Origin of the sequence: Kitasatospora sp. YST-16 (genome assembly GCF_026802215.1) — a bacterium.
In the GTDB taxonomy this organism is placed as follows: Bacteria; Actinomycetota; Actinomycetes; order Streptomycetales; family Streptomycetaceae; genus Kitasatospora; species Kitasatospora cineracea.
This window is the reverse complement of record NZ_CP113837.1, coordinates 6,134,106-6,149,665: the sequence shown is the minus strand read 5'-3', so window position 1 is coordinate 6,149,665 and position 15,560 is coordinate 6,134,106. Positions and strand designations below refer to the sequence as shown.

Genomic DNA, 15,560 nt, shown 5'->3' with positions numbered 1-15,560 from the left:
GTTTCGGCCGGTCAACTGCCGTCCGCAGCAGCATGGTTGAGGTGGGCGAGGACCGCCAGCACCCGGCGGTTGCCCTCGGCCGGGTCCAGGTCGAGCTTCATGAAGATGTTCCCGGCGTGCTTGACCACGGACGCCTCGGTGACGGTCAGCCGCTGGGCGATGGCCTGGTTGTTCCAGCCCTCGGCCATCAGGCCCAGCACCTCCCGTTCGCGCGGGGTGAGGCGGCGCAGCGGGTCGTCGGCGGTGTGCCGGGCGAGCAGGATGCGCACCACCTCGGGGTCGATGACGGTCTGCCCGGCGGCGACCCGTTGCAGTGCGTCGAGGAAGTCGCCGACTTCCAGTACCCGGTCCTTGAGCAGGTAGCCGAGCCCGCCGCGGTCGGCGGAGCCCGCGCCGAGCAGTTGGGTGGCGTACGCGGTGGCCACGTACTGGGAGAGCACCAGGACCGGCAGGCCGGGGTGGCGTCCGCGCAACTCCAGTGCGGCGCGCAGTCCTTCGTCGCGGTGGCCGGGCGGCATCCGGACGTCGGTGACGACCGCGTCGGGGCGTTCGGCGTCGACGGCGCGGACCAGGGCGGTGGCGTCGCCGACGGCGGCCGGCACCCGGTGGCCGACCCGTTCGAGGAGTTCGACCAGGCCGGCCCGGAGCAGGACGGCGTCCTCGGCGATCACGATCCTCAGCACGGAACCTCCAGTTCGAGGCGGGTGGGCCCTCCGGGCGGGCTGGTCACGGTGAGCCGCCCGTCCAGGACGGCGATCCGGTCGGCGAGCCCCTGCAGGCCGGCTCCGGCACCGGGGTCGGCGCCGCCGCGGCCGTTGTCGGTGACGGACAGCCGCAGCGCGCCCGCGTCGTGGGTGCCGCGGACGGTGATCCCGTCCGCGCCGCTGTGCTTGGCGGCGTTGGTGAGCGCCTCGGTGACGGTGAAGTACGCGGCGCTCTCCACCGGGCCGGGCAGCCGCCGCGGCAGGTGCAGGTCGACCAGCACCGGGACGGGGTGCCGGGCCGCCAACTCGGCGACGGCGGCCGGGATTCCGTGGTCGGTGAGGACCTGCGGGTGGATGCCGCGGACCAGGGTGCGCAGCTGCTCCAGGGCGAGCTTCGCCTCGCCGCGGGCCCGGGCGACCAGGGCGGTTGCGGGGGTGTCGTGGCCGCGCAGTTCGAGCTCGACCAGGCCCAACGTCATGCCCAGGGCGACGAGTTGCTGCTGCGCGCCGTCGTGCAGGTCGCGTTCGATCCGGCGGCGCTCGGCCTCGAAGGCGCCCGCCAACCGGGCCCGGGAGCGGGTGAGTTCGACCACCCGGACGCCCAGGTCGGCGTCCCGCAGGCCCAACAGCTGCTGGGCGAGACGCACTTGGGCCCCGGCGAGCAGGGCGCCGCTGTAGGCCAGGACGACCAGGCCGAGCAGACCGGCGGCGCTCGCCGCGAAGCCGTCCAGCGGGCCGGAGACCGGCCGTCCGGGCCACAGCATCACCGTGTCCGGACTGACCGCCAGGATGAACACCGGGGCGGCCAGCAGCAGCAGGCAGAACGCCAGCGCGGCGGCGAACAGCAGCCCGGCGGCGGCGAACACGGTGGACTGGACGAGCGCGTAGGCGAGTTCGCGCCGGCTCGCCCGCTCCCGCAGCCGCCCGCGCAGCCCGCGGGCCGCACTGCGGTGCGGGTCGGGCAGCGGCACCGGTTCGACCAGGCGCAGCCGCCACCGCTCCACCGCGCCGACCGGCACCCCGAGCAGCGCCGTCCACGCCAGCACCAGCACCCCGACGCCGAGCACCGACAGCCCGACCCCGACCAGCAGCCCGGCCGCCAGCGCGACCAGCACCAGCGCCCCCTGCACCGCGCCCGTCACCAGCAGCGCCCACACCCGCCACGGCCACCACGACACCAGGAACCGCACCGGCCGCCGCCGCACCGCCGCCCACACCGCGACACCCATCCGTCCACCCCCTCCGCGCTCCCGACCCTATAACCGGTGGCAGGGCCGGGGGTTCATCCCCTACGGTGCGACCGCGATCGGATCACGAACGACCTGGAGGTCGGATGCGGGTGGCGGACTTCACCTCCTGGAAGCGGGAGTTCCCGCTGCGGTACCTGCTGGTGCGGGACGTCGGCGACGAACAGGACTGGCAGGCCGTCGAGTTGCTGGCGCGCTGCGCCGACGCCGAGGGCCTGTACCTGCCGCGCGAGTACTCGGACCGGACGGTGCTGGTGCTGGAGGGCTGCCCGGCCGACAGCCCGCTGGCGGTCACGGCCGCCGGGCCGGGCGGGCGGCAGTTGGGCGACCTGGAGCTGGAGGTGCTGGGCCGCAACGGCGACTGGCCGCCGCACGTGTTCGAGCTGATCGGCGTCTCGGTGGTCGCCGTGCGGCCGACGGCGGGCGCTCCCGGCCTGGTCGACCTGGTCCTGGGCACCGGCCTGCGCGACGACTGGGAGTACGGCCGCCCCCGTCCGCCCGCGCAGCCGTACTTCGAGGTCCGGTCGAAGGACCGGCGGATCACCGCACCGCTCACCCACTGCGGGAGCATCGGCGGCCTGTACGACCGGTACCCGCTCCCCCGGCCCGTGCAGTTGATCGGCTGCGAGCCGTCCCGCGCGCTGCTCGACGGCCTGGCGGCATCCGGTGGGAGGAACGACGGCTGGGGACAACTGGTCAGCCTCGACCGCTTCGGCGGCGTCCTGCGCACCGAGAACTTCCCGCTGCCGATCACGGAGGCCCGCCCCTCCGTCCTCGGCGGCGCGCTGCTGGACCTCACCTTCGAGGACGGTAGCCCCGATCGCCCCACCCCGGACTGCCGGAGGGTGCGCGAGCTCTGGTTCGAGGGGCCGCCGAGCGAGCCCGGCGGGTGGGTCGGGTTCGACACCCCGGGCCGCGACGAGTGGCTGGCCCTGTGCCGCCCCACCCTCCTGTCCGCTTCCCCGCGCGGCGGGGGCGAGCACCACCTCGACGGCCGGTACGCCACCGACGTTCCCGGCCTGCACCTGGCCCTCGGCGAGGCGCTGCTCGGTCCGGGAATGTCCCTGGGCTTCGACCTGTACTGGCTGCGCGAACGCCTGGACGGGGATGCCCCCCGCACCCTGGTCTGGCACGACGCCGGGACCGCCCGGCGCTCGCTCGCCCCGCACGTGGTCGGGAGCGACCCGGCGCACAGTTACTTCGACGCGGTGCTGGAGGTCCTGGCCGAGCGCGGAGTGACGGTCGTCCTGGACTGAACCGTCAGCTGCGGCTGCGGTTCTTCAGTTCCCGGTACTCGGCGATTCCGTCCACGAACCTGCAGGCTCCGGTCTCCACGTCGACCACGACCGGGAAGGCGCCTCCCAGGCGGCCCTCCCTCGCCAGGTACGAGACCACGTACGCGCCCTCGATCGTGATCTCCGGGTGGATGACCAGGTAGCAGTTCATGGATTCCCAGCCGGGGAACCGACGCTCGCAGAACTCCTCGGCGGAGGCGAGCGCTGCTGCGGAGTCGGGGATCCTCATCATTCGGGTGCTCCTTCGGAGTCTCGGAGCCGGGGCCCGCCCTCCGACGTCAGGAGCGTATCCCGGGACGACCGATCGGCTGCGGGCCGTCCTGGACCGGGTGGGCCGACGCCGGTGATGATGCCCGCGTGACGCACCACGACCTCCCCTGCGCTCCCCCGGCCGTGATCCCCGGTTACGACGGCGGGCCGTACCGGCGCCGGCCCGAGCTGCTGGGCGAGCACCTGTTCCGGGTGGGGCACCTGCACAACTGGTGCGCGGAGTTGGAGGAGGTGGAGGAGTTCGTCGACGAGGCGGAGGACCTGGCGGCCGGGCGGTTGCGGGCGGGGCTGCTGGGCGGGGAGCAGTGGCCGGTGTTCACGGTGCCGCTGGGTGGCGGGCACCTGCTGCACGTGGTGTACCGGGCGTTCGCCGAGGACGAGGGGATCGACTACCTGCTGCACCACCCGGAGTGGGCGGCGGCCGAGCCGCTGGCCGCCGCGCCCCGTCCGGGCCCAGGGGCCGTGCGGCGCGCCGCGCTGGCACCTGGGCCCGGAGGGGGCGCGGGTCAACGACGGTGAATACTCGCCGCGGCACGCCGACGCGCTGCCGGCCGTCCGGCAGCAGCGGATCACGGCGGCGCCGGCCGCCCGCTGAGGGGGCCGCCGGGTCAGACGAGCAGGAGGGCGCCGCAGGATTCGGTGAGGACGGTCTGGGCCTCGGCGGGGAGGGCCTGGTCGGTGATGAAGCAGTCGAGGTCGGTGAGGGCGGCGAAGCTGCTGAGGCCGACGACGCCCCACTTGGTGTGGTCGGCGATGGCGACGGTGCGGTGGGCGGAGGCGATCAGGGCGCGGTTGGTCTGGGCCTCGGCGAGGTTGGGGGTGGTGAGGCCGGCGCGTTCGCTGACGCCGTGGGCGCCGATGACCAGGAGGTCGACGTGCAGGGAGCGGATGGCCTGGTCGGCGAGCGGGCCGACCAGGGCGGCGGAGCGGGTGGGGGCGCCGCCGGTGAGCAGGAGGGCGGGGCCGTTGTCGCCGCGGGTGCGGACGAGTTCGGCGACCGGGAGGGAGTTGGTGACGATGGTGAGGCCCGGGACGTCGAGCAGGCGGGCGGCGACCGCGTAGGCGGTGGTGCCGGCCGAGACGGCGACCACGGTGCCCGGCTGGACCTGGGCGGCGGCGGCCTCGGCGAGGGCGGCCTTGGTCTCGGGCGCCAGGGCCGACTTGGTCTCGAAGGCCGGTTCGTCGGCGGCGGCGGTGCGGGCGACGGCCCCGCCGTAGACCTTGCGGACCGCGCCGGTGCGGGCGAGGGCGTCCAGGTCGCGGCGGACCGTCATGTCGGAGACCCCGAGCTGGTCGACCAGTTCGGCGACCTTGACCGCCCCGTCCCGGCGGACCAGGTCGAGGATCAGGGCCCGGCGCTGGTCGGCGAGCAGTCCGCCGTCGGTGGTCACTGTGGTCCTCCACGGGATGGTGGGAGCGGAAGAGCGGGAAAGCGAGCGTGGGAGCGGGAGAGCGAGCGGGACAGCGCCTCAGCATAGTTCGGCGGGGGCCGAACGGGGCCTGTTTGGATGTGGGGTTGTGTGTTTGAATGTGTTGACTATGCCACCCGCTCGTCCGTGAACGCCTGCTGGAGCACCCGATGACCACCGATACCGCCGCCGTTTTCGCCTCCGCCTTCGGCGACTCCCCCGACGGCGTCTGGGCCGCCCCCGGCCGGATCAACCTGATCGGCGAGCACACCGACTACAACGAGGGCTTCGTGCTGCCCGCCGCGCTCCCGCACGCCACCCGGGTCGCGGCCCGCCGCCGCTCCGACGGCCTGGTGCGGCTGGTCAGCGCGCAGGGCGACGGCGGGGTGGTGGAGTTCGCCCTGGACGGGCTGGCCCCCGGGTCGGTGCCCGGCTGGGCGGCGTACCCCGCCGGGGTGTTCTGGGCGCTGGCGGAGGCCGGGCACCCGGTGGGCGGGGCCGACCTGGCCTTCGCCTCGGACGTGCCGACCGGGGCCGGCCTGTCCTCGTCCGCCGCGCTGGAGTGCGCCACCGCCCTCGCCCTGGACGAGCTGTACGGCCTCGGCCTGGACGCCCCCGGCCGGGCGCTGCTCGCCCAGCGCGCCGAGAACGCCTACGTCGGGGTGCCGTGCGGCGCGCTCGACCAGATGGCGTCCAGCTGCTGCGTCGCGGGCCACGCCTACTTCCTGGACACCCGGACGCTCACCGGCCGCCAGGTGCCGCTGGACCTGCCCGCCGTCGGCCTGTCCCTGCTGGTGATCGACACCCGGGTCAAGCACGACCTCGGCGACGGCGCGTACGCGGACCTGCGGGCGGGCTGCGAGCGGGCCGCCGACCTGCTGGGGGTGCGGGCGCTGCGCGACGTCGAGGCCGAGGAGCTGGCCTCGGCGGAGGAGAAGCTGCCGGCCGAACTGCGCCCGCTGCTGCGGCACGTGGTGACGGAGGACCGGCGCGTGCTGGACGCCGTCGCGCTGCTGGACGCGGGCGACCCGCGGGCGCTGGGGCCGGTGCTGACCGCCGGGCACGCCTCGCTGCGCGACGACTACCGGGTCTCCTGCCCCGAGACGGACCTGGCGGTGGCCACCGCCAACGCGGCGGGCGCGCTGGGCGCCCGGATGATGGGCGGCGGCTTCGGCGGCTCGGTGCTCGTCCTGGTGGAGAGCGGGCGGCTGGCGGAGGTCGAGCAGGCCGTCCGGGAGGCGTTCGCGGCGGCCGGGTACGGCGCCCCGCACGCGTTCCCGGCGGTGCCCTCGCAGGGCGCGCACCGGGTGCAGTAGTCGGAGTAGCGGAGTAACGGCGAGAGCCCGTCCGGGAGGTTTCCCGGGCGGGCTCTCCGCCTGTCCGGCGGGCGGGAAGAGGCGGGGAAAGGGAGAACCCGCCCGGGGGGGTCGGGCGGGTTCTCGGCGCAGGGGGTGGGGCGTGGCGGGGGCGGGGGGATTACAGCTCGCGGAGGGTGCGGGCGGCGGTTTCGGGGTTGATGTCGTTCATGAAGGCGCCCATGCCGGATTCGGTGCCGGCCAGGTACTTGAGCTTGTCGCCGGTGCGGCGGAGGGTGAACAGCTCCAGGTGGAGGGCGAGTTCGGTGGGGGCGGGGCGGGGGGTCTGGTGCCAGGCGGCGATGTAGGGGGCGGGGACGGGGAAGAGGCGGTCGAAGCGGCGCAGCAGGTCGAGGTAGACGCGGGGGAACTCGGCGCGGGCGTCGGCGTCGAGGGTGGTGAGGTCGGCGGTGCGGCGGTTGGGGTAGAGGTGGACCTCGTAGGGCCAGCGGGCGGCGAACGGGACGAAGGCGGTCCAGTGCTCGCCGGCCAGGACGACCCGGGAGTCGGGCTTGCCGGCGGTGGCGCGTTCGGCGGCGAGGACGTCGTCGTAGAGGTTGCGGCCGGTGGCGGCGAGGTGGGCGGCGGCGCGGTCGAGGGCGAGGGCGGTGCGCGGGGTGGTGAACGGGAAGGCGTAGATCTGGCCGTGCGGGTGGCCGAGGGTGACGCCGATGTCGGCGCCGCGGTTCTCGAAGCAGTAGACCTGGCGGACGCCGGGGCGGGCGTACAGCTCGGCGGTGCGGTCGGTCCAGGCGTCCAGGACGAGGCGGGCGCGTTCTTCGGTGAGGTCGGCGAAGGCGGCGTCGTGGTCGGAGGTGAAGCAGACCACCTCGCAGCGGCCGGTGCCGGGGGTGAGCGCGTAGGGGCCGTCGGACCAGGGGGCGACGTGGGCGGTGGAGGAGTCGGCGAGGGACGGGAAGCGGTTCTCGAAGACCGCGACCTGGTAGTCGGCGGCCGGGATCTCGCTGAGCCGGCCGTCCCGGGACGGGCAGAGCGGGCACTCGTCGGCCGGCGGATGGTAGGTGCGGCCCTGGCGGTGCGCGGCGATGGTGACCGCGTCGCCGGTGAGCGGGTCGATCCGGACCTCGGAGGCGCTCGCGGCCGGTTCCAGCGGGCGCCGGTCGACGGCGTCGCGGGGGGTGGGCGCGGCGTCGTAGTAGATCAGTTCGCGGCCGTCGGCCAGTTCGGTCACCGTCTTGTGCACGGCGGCACACTCCTCATGGTTCACGTCGCGGCTCGGGGCAGGGCGGGCTGGGTGAGCCGACACAACGAACATCTTCGAACAGAGGGCATCACAATGCAACACCCCTCCGGTCCGACGGACCGGAGGGGTGGTGGCGCGGGGAGGCCGAACGGGCCTCGGCGGGGCCGATCGGGCCTCGGCGAGGACGATCAGGCCTTGGCGAGGACGTCGCCGACCAGCTCGCGGGCCTCGGACTGGACCTGGGCGAGGTGCTGTTCGCCGTGGAAGCTCTCGGCGTAGATCTTGTAGACGTCCTCGGTGCCGGAGGGGCGGGCGGCGAACCAGGCGTTCTCGGTGGTGACCTTGAGGCCGCCGATCGCGGCGCCGTTGCCGGGGGCGTGGGTGAGGACGGCGGTGATCGGCTCGCCGGCCAGGGTGTCGGCGGTGACCTGGGAGGCGTCCAGCGCGGCCAGGGCGGCCTTCTGCGCGCGGTCGGCGGGGGCGTCGACCCGGGCGTAGACCGGGTCGCCGTGCCGGGCGACCAGCTCGCGGTGCAGCGCGGAGGGGGTGCTGCCGGTGACGGCGGTGATCTCGGAGGCGAGCAGGGCCAGCAGGATGCCGTCCTTGTCGGTGGTCCACGGCGAGCCGTCGCGGCGCAGGAAGGACGCGCCGGCGGACTCCTCGCCGCCGAACGCGACGCTGCCGTTCAGCAGCCCGTCGACGAACCACTTGAAGCCGACCGGGACTTCGAGCAGCTCGCGGCCGAGCCCGGCGACCACCCGGTCGATCAGCGAGGAGGACACCAGGGTCTTGCCGACCGCCGCCGTCGCGGGCCAGCCCTCGCGGTGCCGGTACAGGTAGTCGATGGCGACGGCCAGGTAGTGGTTGGGGTTCATCAGCCCGCCGTCGGGGGTGACGATGCCGTGCCGGTCGGCGTCCGCGTCGTTGCCGGTGGCCAGCGCGTAGGCGTCGCGCTTGTCGATCAGCGAGGCCATCGCGTACGGGGAGGAGCAGTCCATCCGGATCTTGCCGTCCCAGTCCAGCGTCATGAAGCGCCAGGTCGGGTCGGTGAGCGGGTTGACCACGGTGAGGTCGAGGCGGTGGGTCTCGGCGATCCGGCCCCAGTAGGCGACCGAGGCGCCGCCGAGCGGGTCGGCGCCGATCCGCAGGCCGGCGTCCCGGACGGCGTCCAGGTTGAGGACGGCGGGCAGGTCGTCGACGTACGCGCCGAGGAAGTCGTAGCGGCCGGTGGTGTCGGCGGCCAGCGCCCGGGCGTACGGGACGCGGCGCACGCCCTCCAGGCCGGCCGCGAGCAGGGCGTTGGCGCGGCGCTCGATCCAGCCGGTGGCGGTGGAGTCGGCCGGGCCGCCGTGCGGCGGGTTGTACTTGAAGCCGCCGTCGGCGGGCGGGTTGTGCGAGGGCGTCACCACGATGCCGTCGGCGAGCGCAGCGGGGCGGGTGCGGTTGTGGGTGAGGATCGCGTGCGAGACGGCCGGGGTCGGCGTGTAGCCGTCCGCGGTGTCCAGCAGCACGGTGACGCCGTTGGCGGCCAGCACCTCCAGCGTGGTGGCGCGGGCCGGCTCGGACAGCGCGTGGGTGTCGATGCCGAGGAACAGCGGGCCGGTGGTGCCCTGCTCGGCCCGGTAGTCGCAGATCGCCTGCGCGGTGGCGGCGATGTGGTCCTCGTTGAAGGCGGTGCGCAGCGACGAGCCCCGGTGGCCGGAGGTGCCGAACGCGACCCGCTGGCCGACGTCCTCCGGATCGGGGTGCAGCGCGTAGTAGTCCGTCACCAGGCGGGCGACGTCGATCAGGTCCTGCGGCTGGGCCGGCTGGCCGGCCCGTGCGTGCACCATCGTGGTTCTTCCCCTCGGTCGGTACGGCAAGGATGCCCGTCGACCATCATGCGGGCCACACCGCCCCGGCGGTGGGAACGCCGGGGAGCGCGCGGGCGGCGGGACGCCGGCCGGGGCCTGAACCCCCGGACGGGGCGGCCTCTCCCCCGTTCACCGACGGCGGGTCAATTCCCGCCACCGCCACGGCGTCAGCCACCACGCCGCCGCGCCGAGGGCGAGTGCCGCGGCAGCCAGCAGGGCGTGCTGTGCCAGCCCTGCCAGGGCCAGTTCCACCAGCGCACCGCACCGGCCGCGTCCCAGCCCAGGTAGCTGAGCGGAAAGAGCGTCACGACCGGGAGCACCCAGACCTGTTGGCGGCCCCACAGCCGCCCGGACAGGACCGCGAGCCCCCACCAGATCAGCAGGGCCCGCCCCACCGCGACCGCGCTCGCCGGGCCCGCGACGACCGCCTCCGCGCCACCGGCCAGGCCCACCGCGCACGCCCCGGCAGCCAGCGGCTGGACGCGTTCGGCCCGCCGCAGCCGGGGGCCGCCCGCCGCCTCCCAGCCGTGCATGCCGCTGTGCAGCGACCCCGCCGCCAACGCGGCCCACGCCACGGCCAGCACCATCCGCAGCCGCAGCGTGCTGTCGCCGCCGTGGCCGCCGGGCAGCACGACCGCGACCGAGCCGAACCAGAGCTGGATCCCCGTCAGCGCCACCGCCCCGGCCGCCGCCCACCCGAGGCGGCGGGGCCGCGCGTACAGCGCCGCGTGCGAGGCCGCGTGCGACGCCGTCACCGGTTCAGCCACAGTCGCCGCCGTGCGGCAACCGCTGGTCCACCCAGGCGAGTTGGACGTCCTCGGGCTGGGCGACCAGCCGGCCGATCGCCGCCTGGTCCACCCCGGGCGGCCCGCCGTGGACGCTCGCCGGGACGCCGCCGCCCGCGACCCGGGCGATCAGCCAGGAGATCAGCTCCCAGTGCCCGCGCTCGGCGTCCCGGCAGGACGGCGGGATCGTGGCCTCGGCGGTCAGGATGCCGATGCTCGTCGCCGCCTCCCAGGTCTCGCCCTCCCGGAGGTAGAACCCGTTCCCGGAGTCGAGCGGCTTCCCGTCCAGGCCCTCCTCCAGGAACCGGGCCGGTACCTTGAACCGTCCCGCGGGCAGGGCCGCCACCCGGTCCGCCATCGCCTGCAGCGCGGGCAGGTACTGCCGGCTCTCCGGCCACACGCAGATCACCGGCGTCCCGGTGGTGCACAGCGGGCGGGCCGGCACCGGCCGCTGCACCAGCAGCGGCCCGGCGAGCGCCCACAGCGCCACCGCTCCGGCCAACGCCAGCACTGCGCCGACCGTGCCGAACGGGCGGCGGCGCCACTCCGGCCCGTACCCGCCGATCCGCACCTGCCGACCGGCGGCCACCGCGAGCCCGGCCAGCGCCAGCGCGGTGGCGGCCCGGGCGAGCAGCGGCCAGGGCGCGACCGTCCGGCTGGGGTACCCGGCCAGCACGGCGAGGCCGACGCCCGTTTCGGTGCCCTGCGGCACGAACCCGAACAGGCCGAGGAACACCAGGCATCCCAGCGTGCACACCACCGGTACCGCGAGCCGCGACCGCGTCCCGCGCCCCGCCAGGTGCCCCAGGGCCGTGCACCCGGTGATCAGCACCGCGCCCAGCAGCACGTAGCCGGGCCACCGGAAGGCCGGCCCGCCGTCCGGCACGGTCACCGCGGCCGCGGCCACCACCCCGACCGCGTACGCCGCCAGGCCGTACGTCAGCGCCGCCGCGAACTGCGCGGCTTCGATCCGCCACCCCGGTCGGGCCGCCGCGAACCCGGCCGGCACCCCGGCGCGGCGGTGGGAGGCCGCGGCCCAGGCCGCCGCGCCCGCCATCGCCGGGCCGAGGTAGAACGCCGGGATCTGCGCCGCCGCGCTCGCCTGCGACCACACGCCGATCCAGGACCGGCTGCGCCCGAACAACACCAGCAGCACCACCGCCACCAGCACCGGGAACACCCACCGCAGCGGCGAACGCCGCAGCTCCGTCCGGTACGCCCAGTTCATCGGCGCACCGCCGGCCGCCCGTCGAGGGCCCGCATGTAGCCGCGCTCCAGCGGGGTGTCGCCGGGGTCACTCTCCCGGGCCAGGGCGGCCAACTCCTCGGCGGTGCCCAGGAAGACGACCCGTCCCTCGTTCATCACCGCGACCTGGTCGCACACCGCGGCGACGTCCTCGACCAGGTGGGTGCTGAGCACCACCGCCGTCCCGCGCAGCGAACGGACCAGGGCGCGGAACTCCAGCCGCTGCGCCGGGTCCAGGCCGACGGTCGGCTCGTCCAGCAGCACCAGCCGGGGCTCGCCGACCAGCGCGGCGGCGATCCCGGCCCGGCGCAGCATGCCGCCGGACAGCGACTTCATCCGGGTCCGGGCCCGCTCGGCGAGTCCGACCGCCTCGACGGCCCGCCGGGCGGTGTCGGCGGCCTGTCCGGCGGGCACCTCGCGCAGCCAGGCGCAGTACCGGACGAACTCCTCCACCGTGTAGCCGGGGTGGTGGCCGAAGTCCTGCGGCAGGAAGCCGATCCGCCGCCGCGCGAGCCGCGCCGACCGCTCCGAGCCGATCCGCTCGCCGCACACCTCCAGCGCCCCGCCGAGCGGCGGCGCGACGGTGGCCAGCGTCCGCAGCAGGGTGCTCTTCCCCGCGCCGTTCGGCCCGAGCAGGCCCAGCACGCCCTCCCCGACCGCCAGGTCCAGCCCGTCGATCACCGTCCGGCCCCGATACCCCTGCACCAGACCAGCCACCCGCACTACCGGCTCCACGCCACGCCTTCCGGTCCGGGCCGTGCGGCGGCGCGCCGGTGCCGTCCCAGCCCGAGCAGCAGTCGTCGAGGGGCGCGCTCCGAGCGGCGCGCCGGCGGGCGGCCAGGTGTCCGGCACGGCCGCCGTGTCGGGAGCCTTCCGTACACCTCCGGTTCGGGCAAGGGCGGTCGGCGGCGGCCCGGGCCCGTTTCCTCCCGAAATCCGGCCCGCCGGCGCCGCCGGAGGTGACGGTGCGTCACCCGGGGCGGCGCTGCTCCGGCGTTCGGCCCGGTCGGTGACTGCGGAGCGCGATGTCACAGTCACGCAACAGACGCGCCCCGGCCGGGGGCGGGGCGGCTACTTCTTGCGGCCGCCGCCGCCGCGCTTGGGCTGGGCGGTGCGGCCGCCGGCGGTGCGCTGGCCCGGCTTGGGCCTGCCGGTGCGCTGCTGGGACTGGGGCTGGCCCTTGGGCTGCGGGCGGGCGGGCTTCTTGGCGGACGGGCGGCGCTGCTCCTCGGCGGCGGCGGTGCGGCCGCGGGAGCTGTTGGCGGTGCGGCCGCGGACGATGCCGATGAACTCCTCGACCAGGTCGGTGGTGGCGTCCTCCGGCCAGGCGAGGGCGACCTGGGACTGCGGGGCGTCGACCAGGGTGCGGTAGGTGAGGTCGCGGCGGTGGTGCAGCCGGGCGAGGGACTGCGGGACGGCCAGCACGCCGACGTTGGCGGCGACCAGTTCGATCGCGTCGCCGGTGGTGGCGGGGCGTTCGAAGGCCGGGCGGCCGGGCAGTTCGGGCCAGTCGAGGGTGTCGTCCTGCGGGTGGAAGACGACCTCCTCGGCGAGGTCGGCGGCGGTGACCTCCTCGGCGGCGGCCAGCCAGTGGTCCTTGGGGAAGACCACCACGGTGGTCTCGGTGTACAGCGGGATGGCGCTGAGCACCGTCCGGTCCACCGGCAGCCGGACCAGGCCGGCGTCCGCCCCGCCGGACAGCAGCAGGGCGCGGCCGTCGGCGGGGGCGTGCTGGAGCAGTTCGACCGGGACGTCCGGGAGCCGCTCCTCCCACACCCGCAGCCACTTGGTGGGCGTCACCCCCGGCACGTACACCAGGCGGAAGGGGGCGGGGGACTGCTCGGGCTGCTCGGTCTCGGTCACGGGTTCCAGGCTAGCGGGCCGCGGGGCGGGGTCGGCCCGGCGGCGGGCGGTGGCGGGGAGGCGGCGGGAGCGGCCGTGACCTGGGCAGGGGTGCGTTCCCTATACCCTTGTCGCATGACTACGCCCAAGCCCAAGACCTCCCAGACCATGAAGCCCGCGACCGCGGCCAAGAAGCTGGGGATCTACCTGGCGGCGACCCCCGCCGAGTTCCAGGCGGGCGTCGTCTCCCGCGACGAGCTCAACGCGATGCAGGCCGAGCCCCCGCAGTGGCTGGTCGACCTGCGCCGCAACGGTCCGCACCCGCGCCAGGTGGTGGCGGCCCGGCTCGGCGTCTCGGTCACCGGCCTCGGCCGCGCCGGGATCTCCGAGGCGCTGACCACCGAGCAGATCGACGCGCTGCGCGAGGAGGACCCGGAGTGGCTGCGCCGCGAGCGCGCCACCCAGGCCGAGGTGCGCAAGGAGGCGCAGCGGGTGAAGGACGCGGAGGCGAAGGCCGCGTCGGTGAAGGCCGCCCGGGAGGCGGGCAAGGCCGCGCACAAGTCCGGCCGGAAGTAGCACGGTCCGGAGGGGCGCGCCCGGAAGCAGCACGGTCCGGAGGAGCACGGTCGGAAGCAGTGCGGTCGGAAGTAGCACGATCCGATCGTTTCTGGGCCGTTTCCGCGCGGCGACACCCGTTCGGATGATGTGCGCACGACATGAACGGCTTTGCGGCGTACGGGAGCTGACGATCCGTCAGCATGGCGGGCATGACGTCGCTACGCCGTTCCGGCACCGCCGCACTCGTCGCCTGCGCGGCCCTGCTGCTGCCGCTCGCTCCCACTGCCCAAGCCGCCGACCGGGCCGGCTCCCGTCCGACCGAGGCCGCCGTCGCCGGCCTGCTGGACGGGATCCGGCAGGACCCGGCACGGCTGGACGCCTTCCTGCGGGCCATGCCCAAGGGCGGTGACCTGCACAACCACCTGTCCGGCGCGGTCACCACCGAACTGCTGATCAAGCTGGCCGCGCAGGACGACCTGTGCATCGACTCGGTGACCTTCACCTCGGCCACCGGCCCCTGCCAGGGCACCCTGCGCCCGGCCCAGGACGCGCTGGCCGAGGGCGAGTTCCGCACCCAGGTGATCCGGGCCTGGTCGATGCAGGACTTCACCCCCGGCACGGAGTCCGGCCACGACCACTTCTTCGCCACCTTCGGCAAGTTCGGCGAGGCCAGCTGGCGCCACCCCGGCACGATGATCGCCGAGGTCACCGACACCATGGCCGCCCAGCACCAGAGCTACCTGGAGACCATGCTGACCCCGGCCTCCGGCGGGGTCGCCGCGCTGGCCGCCAAGGTCGGCTTCGACCCGGACCTCGCGGCGCTGCGCCAGAAGCTGCTGGCCGGCGGCCAGATGCAGGCCCTGGTGGACAGCGCCCGCGCGGACCTGGACACCGCGATGGCCGAGTACCAGACCACCGAGCAGTGCGGCACCCCGCAGGCCCGGCCCGGCTGTTCGGTGACGGTGCGGATCCAGTCCCAGGCCTCCCGCGCCTCCACCCCGGCCCGGGTCTTCGCCCAGTTGCTGATCGGCATGGAACTCGCTTCCCAGGACGACCGGTTCGTCGCGGTGAACCTGGTCCAACCGGAGGACTACCAGTCCTCGCTGGACAACTACCAGCTCGAAATGCAGATGCTGGACTTCCTGCGCCCGCTCTACCCGAAGGCCCACATCAGCCTGCACGCGGGCGAGTTGGTGCCCGGCCTGGTCAAGCCGGAGGACCTGACCTTCCACATCCGGCAGGCCGTGCTGACCGGCCACGCCGAGCGGATCGGCCACGGCGTGGACGTCACCCACGAGGACGACGCGGCGGACCTGCTGCGCACCCTGGCCGAGCGCAAGGTGCTGGTCGAGGTGCCGCTGACCTCCAACGCGCAGATCCTCCAGGTGCAGGGGCAGCAGCACCCGTTCCCGCTGTACCGCAAGTACGGGGTGCCGACCGCGCTGGCCACCGACGACCCGGGGGTGGAGCGGATCGACATCACCCACGAGTACGTCCGCGCGGCGCAGACCTACCGGCTGAGCTACCAGGACCTGAAGGACCTGGCGCGCAACTCGCTGGAGTACGGCTTCGTCTCCGGCCGGAGCCTGTGGCGCGACCGGGACGGCTTCAAGCCGGTGCCGGAGTGCCAGGGCCGGGCCCTCGGGTCGGAGAACCCGACGCCGAAGTGCGCGGCGCTGCTGGCCTCCAGCCCGAAGGCGGCGCTGGAGTGGAAGCAGGAGGGGGCGTTCCGCACCTTCGAGACCTCGGTGCTGAACGTGAAGTAGTGCGTGGAGCAGGTGTGTTGACGGCCC

At 75.1% G+C, this 15,560-nt stretch carries 15 protein-coding genes; 5 read left to right on the top strand and 10 right to left on the bottom strand.

Annotation, left to right across the window (positions count from 1 at the left end):
* Positions 1–11 precede the first annotated feature (11 nt).
* Positions 12–683 (bottom strand): response regulator, encoded by a 672-nt coding sequence (locus OU787_RS27715; protein ID WP_030464338.1) that lies wholly within the window; start codon positions 681–683, stop codon positions 12–14.
* Complete coding sequence (locus OU787_RS27710; RefSeq protein WP_268660989.1) at positions 677–1,933, bottom strand: sensor histidine kinase; 1,257 nt, start codon at positions 1,931–1,933, stop codon at positions 677–679. The genes OU787_RS27715 and OU787_RS27710 overlap by 7 nt, the downstream gene beginning before the upstream one ends.
* A gap of 104 nt (positions 1,934–2,037) precedes the next feature.
* Here OU787_RS27710 and OU787_RS27705 point away from each other — a divergent pair, with 104 nt between their 5' ends.
* Positions 2,038–3,207, top strand: coding sequence for a hypothetical protein (locus tag OU787_RS27705; RefSeq protein WP_051818135.1), 1,170 nt, complete (start codon positions 2,038–2,040; stop codon positions 3,205–3,207).
* A 4-nt stretch (positions 3,208–3,211) separates the two neighbouring features.
* On the opposite strand, the gene OU787_RS27700 is transcribed toward OU787_RS27705, so the two are convergent.
* Positions 3,212–3,478 carry a hypothetical protein gene (locus OU787_RS27700; protein ID WP_030464335.1) on the bottom strand — a complete coding sequence of 89 codons (267 nt, stop codon included), beginning with the start codon at positions 3,476–3,478 and terminating at the stop codon, positions 3,212–3,214.
* Positions 3,479–3,603: 125 nt separating this feature from the next.
* Here OU787_RS27700 and OU787_RS27695 point away from each other — a divergent pair, with 125 nt between their 5' ends.
* The gene (locus OU787_RS27695; RefSeq protein ID WP_268660988.1) at positions 3,604–4,035 is read left to right on the top strand and encodes a hypothetical protein; all 432 of its coding nucleotides are present in this window, start codon (positions 3,604–3,606) and stop codon (positions 4,033–4,035) included.
* A gap of 89 nt (positions 4,036–4,124) precedes the next feature.
* On the opposite strand, the gene OU787_RS27690 is transcribed toward OU787_RS27695, so the two are convergent.
* Positions 4,125–4,907 (bottom strand): DeoR/GlpR family DNA-binding transcription regulator, encoded by a 783-nt coding sequence (locus tag OU787_RS27690; RefSeq protein ID WP_268660987.1) that lies wholly within the window; start codon positions 4,905–4,907, stop codon positions 4,125–4,127.
* 188 nt (positions 4,908–5,095) lie between these two features.
* On the opposite strand from OU787_RS27690, the gene galK reads away from it, so the two are divergent.
* Positions 5,096–6,241, top strand: coding sequence for a galactokinase (gene galK / locus OU787_RS27685; RefSeq protein WP_268660986.1), 1,146 nt, complete (start codon positions 5,096–5,098; stop codon positions 6,239–6,241).
* A gap of 160 nt (positions 6,242–6,401) precedes the next feature.
* Here galK and galT read toward each other — a convergent pair whose 3' ends face one another.
* From galT to OU787_RS27655, 6 genes are all read right to left on the bottom strand, one after another.
* Positions 6,402–7,484: a galactose-1-phosphate uridylyltransferase gene (galT, locus tag OU787_RS27680; RefSeq protein ID WP_268660985.1), complete on the bottom strand. Its 1,083-nt coding sequence runs from the start codon at positions 7,482–7,484 to the stop codon at positions 6,402–6,404.
* 188 nt (positions 7,485–7,672) lie between these two features.
* Positions 7,673–9,316 carry a phosphoglucomutase (alpha-D-glucose-1,6-bisphosphate-dependent) gene (gene pgm, locus OU787_RS27675; protein ID WP_268660984.1) on the bottom strand — a complete coding sequence of 548 codons (1,644 nt, stop codon included), beginning with the start codon at positions 9,314–9,316 and terminating at the stop codon, positions 7,673–7,675.
* A gap of 188 nt (positions 9,317–9,504) precedes the next feature.
* Positions 9,505–10,104: a hypothetical protein gene (locus OU787_RS27670; protein ID WP_268660983.1), complete on the bottom strand. Its 600-nt coding sequence runs from the start codon at positions 10,102–10,104 to the stop codon at positions 9,505–9,507.
* Complete coding sequence (locus OU787_RS27665) at positions 10,097–11,350, bottom strand: hypothetical protein (RefSeq protein ID WP_051818006.1); 1,254 nt, start codon at positions 11,348–11,350, stop codon at positions 10,097–10,099. The genes OU787_RS27670 and OU787_RS27665 overlap by 8 nt, the downstream gene beginning before the upstream one ends.
* The gene (locus OU787_RS27660) at positions 11,347–12,084 is read right to left on the bottom strand and encodes an ATP-binding cassette domain-containing protein (protein WP_035957352.1); all 738 of its coding nucleotides are present in this window, start codon (positions 12,082–12,084) and stop codon (positions 11,347–11,349) included. The genes OU787_RS27665 and OU787_RS27660 overlap by 4 nt, the downstream gene beginning before the upstream one ends.
* 354 nt (positions 12,085–12,438) lie before the next feature.
* Positions 12,439–13,230, bottom strand: coding sequence for a LysR family substrate-binding domain-containing protein (locus tag OU787_RS27655; RefSeq protein WP_268660982.1), 792 nt, complete (start codon positions 13,228–13,230; stop codon positions 12,439–12,441).
* Between the two features lie 114 nt (positions 13,231–13,344).
* Between OU787_RS27655 and OU787_RS27650 the strand changes: the two genes are divergently transcribed.
* Together OU787_RS27650 and OU787_RS27645 are read left to right on the top strand one after the other, a co-directional pair.
* Positions 13,345–13,785 carry a DUF5997 family protein gene (locus tag OU787_RS27650; protein WP_268660981.1) on the top strand — a complete coding sequence of 147 codons (441 nt, stop codon included), beginning with the start codon at positions 13,345–13,347 and terminating at the stop codon, positions 13,783–13,785.
* 182 nt (positions 13,786–13,967) lie between these two features.
* Positions 13,968–15,533: an adenosine deaminase family protein gene (locus tag OU787_RS27645; protein WP_442788568.1), complete on the top strand. Its 1,566-nt coding sequence runs from the start codon at positions 13,968–13,970 to the stop codon at positions 15,531–15,533.
* The last annotated feature ends 27 nt before the right edge of the window (positions 15,534–15,560 follow it).

Bases quoted from the DNA above. Each gene is read 5' to 3' on its own strand.
- galK (WP_268660986.1), top strand. From the start codon at position 5,096: ATGACCACCGATACCGCCGCCGTTTTCGCCTCCGCCTTCGGCGACTCC.
- OU787_RS27710 (WP_268660989.1), bottom strand. From the start codon at position 1,933: ATGGGTGTCGCGGTGTGGGCGGCGGTGCGGCGGCGGCCGGTGCGGTTC.
- OU787_RS27665 (WP_051818006.1), bottom strand. From the start codon at position 11,350: ATGAACTGGGCGTACCGGACGGAGCTGCGGCGTTCGCCGCTGCGGTGG.
- OU787_RS27700 (WP_030464335.1), bottom strand. From the start codon at position 3,478: ATGATGAGGATCCCCGACTCCGCAGCAGCGCTCGCCTCCGCCGAGGAG.
- pgm (WP_268660984.1), bottom strand. From the start codon at position 9,316: ATGGTGCACGCACGGGCCGGCCAGCCGGCCCAGCCGCAGGACCTGATC.
- OU787_RS27705 (WP_051818135.1), top strand. From the start codon at position 2,038: ATGCGGGTGGCGGACTTCACCTCCTGGAAGCGGGAGTTCCCGCTGCGG.
- OU787_RS27645 (WP_442788568.1), top strand. From the start codon at position 13,968: ATGGCGGGCATGACGTCGCTACGCCGTTCCGGCACCGCCGCACTCGTC.
- OU787_RS27650 (WP_268660981.1), top strand. From the start codon at position 13,345: ATGACTACGCCCAAGCCCAAGACCTCCCAGACCATGAAGCCCGCGACC.